Source organism: Sphingomonas sp., assembly GCF_035758555.1.
GTDB lineage: Bacteria > Pseudomonadota > Alphaproteobacteria > Sphingomonadales > Sphingomonadaceae > Sphingomonas_B.
On sequence record NZ_DASTXI010000017.1, the window covers coordinates 1 to 3,487 of the forward strand.

3 protein-coding genes are annotated in these 3,487 nt (G+C 66.1%); 2 read left to right on the forward strand and 1 reads right to left on the reverse strand.

Going from position 1 to position 3,487, the window contains the following annotated elements; translation table 11 throughout:
• Positions 1-70: 70 nt before the first annotated feature.
• A complete protein-coding gene (locus VFT73_RS00895; RefSeq protein ID WP_326408227.1) occupies positions 71-220 on the reverse strand; it encodes a hypothetical protein in 150 nt (49 codons plus the stop codon).
• 184 nt (positions 221-404) lie between these two features.
• Between VFT73_RS00895 and VFT73_RS00900 the strand changes: the two genes are divergently transcribed.
• Both VFT73_RS00900 and VFT73_RS00905 read left to right on the forward strand, forming a co-directional pair.
• Complete coding sequence (locus VFT73_RS00900) at positions 405-2,723, forward strand: TIM-barrel domain-containing protein (RefSeq protein WP_326408229.1); 2,319 nt, start codon at positions 405-407, stop codon at positions 2,721-2,723.
• Positions 2,720-3,487: MFS transporter (locus VFT73_RS00905; RefSeq protein WP_326408230.1), on the forward strand; the 768-nt coding region annotated here is incomplete at its 3' end. The genes VFT73_RS00900 and VFT73_RS00905, both read left to right, overlap by 4 nt.

Sequence of the window (3,487 nt, forward strand, 5' to 3'; positions counted from 1 at the left end):
CGACGATGTCGACGAGAACGCCTTCAAGGCGCTGATCCGCGAAGCGGTGGCGCTGAACGGCGGCAGCTGATCAGCTGCAGATGGTAGGCGTCGAGGGTCCCTGGTCGGCGGCGTAGCAATCGCCCTTCGCGGCGTCGGCGCGGTTTTCGGCGCGCATCGCCACGAACGCCGCGGCGCTCAGCGCCACGATTATCACTCCAGCAATAGCCTTGATACGCATTGCGAGTACCCCTGTGCGAGTCAGCCCGCCGCCCTCTTGATAGAGGCTAACATTCAAGCATCGGTAAAAGAAGGAGAGTTTTGGCGGCCCGGCCAATCCGCATCAATTCTCTAGCTTGAGGCTCGGAAATGTGACTTTCCTGCCACGGCATTGCGGACGGGGAGGGGGCCGCTAGGGTCTCGTCATGCTCCGCCTCATTATTGCCGCCGCCCTCTTCGCGCTCGGAGCGCCGCTCCAGGCGCAAGTGTCCCCACTGCCGAACGGCGCGCAGGCGAGCAGCGCCGGAAACAGCATCCGAGTGGAGGCGCTGACGGATTCGATCCTCCGCGTGCGGATCGCGCCTGCCGGCCGGTGGAGCGAGGACGCGAGCTGGGCGGTGCCTGCCGCGGTCCGCGCCGAGCGCGCTCCGGTCCGCGCGAGCGCCGATGGATTCAGCACCGCCGCGCTTACGGTTCGCATCGATCCGCGGACTCTGGGGCTCATTGTCACCGATCCGCAGGGCCATCCGATCGTTTCCGATGCACCACAGCCGATCCGTTTCGACGGGCCGCGGTTCACGCTATCGAAGACGTTGCCGATCGGCGAGCGCATTTACGGGCTCGGCGACAAGACCGGCAATTTCGACCGCCGCGGCGAGAGCTTCGTCGACTGGAACACCGACGCCTACGGGTTCCAGCGCGACACCGACCCGATCTACAAGTCGATCCCCTTCTACATCGCGAGCGGCGGGGCGGGGGGCGCCTACGGCCTGTTCCTCGACAACAGCTGGCGCAGCTGGTTCGATTTCGGCCACCGCGACGCGGGCACGATTGCTATCGGATCGGAGGGCGGGCCGATCGATTACTACATCATCGCCGGTCCGACGGTCCGCGACGTGGTGCGGCGCTACACCGATCTCACCGGCAAGGCGCCGCTGCCCCCGTTGTGGGCGCTGGGCTACCAGCAGTCGCGCTACAGCTACATGAGCGCGGACGAAGTGCGGAAGATCGCCGCGACGCTGCGTAAGGACCGCATCCCCTCCGACGTGATCTGGCTGGACATCGATTACCAGGACCGCAACCGGCCGTTCACGACCAATAAGCAGACCTTCCCGGACCTGAAGAAGCTCGCGAGCGACGTCGGCGCCCAAGGGTTCAAGCTGGTTGCGATCACCGACCTCCACATCGCCTACGCGCCGAATCAGGGCTATGCGCCGTACGACAGCGGCATTGCGGGCGACCACTTCCTCAAGAACCCCGACGGGAGCCTCTACGTCGCGCCTGTGTGGCCCGGGCCGTCCGTTTTTCCGGACTTCACCCGCGCGAAGACCCGCGCCTGGTGGGGCTCGCTCTACAAGGACTTCGTCGCCGACGGCATTGCCGGCTTCTGGAACGACATGAACGAGCCCGCGATCTTCGAGACCCCAACGAAGACCATGCCGCTCGACACCGTCCACCGGATCGAGGGCGACGGCTTCGCAACGCGCACCGCCAGCCACGCCGAGATCCACAACGTCTATGGAATGGAGAACAGCCGGGCGACGCACGACGGTCTGCTGACGCTCAGGCCGAACGTGCGTCCGTTCGTCATGACCCGCGCGAGCTTCGCCGGCGGGCAGCGCTATGCGGTGACCTGGACCGGCGACAACAGCTCGAGCTGGGATCATCTCAAGCTCGCGGTTCAGCAGATGCTGAGCCTCGGCCTTTCGGGCTTCGCCTGGTCGGGCGCGGACATCCCTGGCTTCACCGGCGGCGCTTCGCCCGAGCTGGCGACACGCTGGTTCGAGATCGGCGCTTTCACCCCCGTGTTCCGCGGCCATTCGGCCAAGGACACGCCGCGCGCCGAGCCGTGGGTCGACGGGCCGGCGCATCTCGCGATCCGGCGCAAGTTCATCGAGGAACGCTACCGGCTTCTGCCCTACCTCTACGCAGTCGCCGAAGAGAGCGCGCGCACCGGCGACCCGGTGATGCGGCCGACTTTCTACGACTACCCGCGGATGGAGAAGGCTTCTTGCGATCAGTCGATGGCCTTCACCGTCGGCTCCGACCTGTTGGTGGCTGCCCCGCCCAAACCGGAATCGCCGTACGCCTATGACGTGTGCCTGCCGGCCAAGGGCTGGTACGATTATTGGACGGGAGAACCGGTTACGGCCGAGAAGGTCAAGGAGACGCCGAAGCTCGATAGGCTGCCGGTGTTCGTCCGTCCGGGCGCGATCATCGCCAGGCAGCCGCTGGTCCAAAGCACGGCCGAGACTCCCAAGGGTCCGCTCGAGCTCCACGTCTATCCGGGCGAGGATTGCCGCGGTGAAATCTACCTCGATGACGGTGTCAGCATCTCCGGACCGAGCCTGCGCCAGCAGGTCACATGCTCCGCCACCTCCAGAGGCGTGACGCTGCACTTCGGAGCGCGTGAGGGCAGCTACGCGCCCTGGTGGAAGTCCATCGCCGTCACGGTGCACGGCGCGCACCCGATCACCCGCACAATCCCCGATCAGCCCCGCGCGGCGACCGTCTCGATCCCGTGACAGGCCGTCCGTCGAAGCCGCGGCTGCTGCTGTTCGCCTTCGGCGACTTCGCCTTCAATCTCTACTGGCAGAGCATCATGCTCTTCCTCTTGTTCTATTACACCGACGCGCTGAATCTACCGATCGGGGTCGCCGCAACGACCTACATGGTCGCCTCGATCTGGGATGGAATCGCAAACTTCGCCGCCGGGATTCTCATCGATCGCAAGCACGACAGCTTCCGCTACGGACCGCTGCTCGCCGTCGGCGCCGTGCCGCTCGGCCTCAGCTTCGTCCTCACCTATTTGCCGCCGCCAGTGACCGGCGCCTGGGCCATCGCGACGGTGTTCGCCGCGCACCTCCTCTTCCGCACCTTCTATGCGGGCGTGAACGTGCCCTATCTCGCCATGACCGCGCGGATCAGCGCCGAGCCGCGTGACCGGTCGTTCATCGCGGGCATGCGGATGCTGTTCGGCACCGCCGCGGCGGTCCTCGTTGCGCTGGCCACCGTCCCCGTCGGCCGATGGCTGACCGGGTCGGGCGCGGCGGAGGCCTACTTTGGCGCGGCAATCCTGTTCGCGGCCGCCGGCGCGGCGATTCTGATCGTGGTCGGCGCAACCTATCGCGAATCCGCCCAGCCGCACCGCCCCTTGCCCGGCAGCATCAAGGACGCGCTGATCAGCCTCTCGCGCAATCGCGCATTCGTCGCGCTCAATGCCGCGATGATGGCGGTGATCGTCGCCATGACGATTCTCAGCAAGGCGGTGCTCTATTACTTCAAATAT

Bases quoted from the DNA above. Each gene is read 5' to 3' on its own strand.
- VFT73_RS00900 (WP_326408229.1), top strand. From the start codon at position 405: ATGCTCCGCCTCATTATTGCCGCCGCCCTCTTCGCGCTCGGAGCGCCG.
- VFT73_RS00895 (WP_326408227.1), bottom strand. From the start codon at position 220: ATGCGTATCAAGGCTATTGCTGGAGTGATAATCGTGGCGCTGAGCGCC.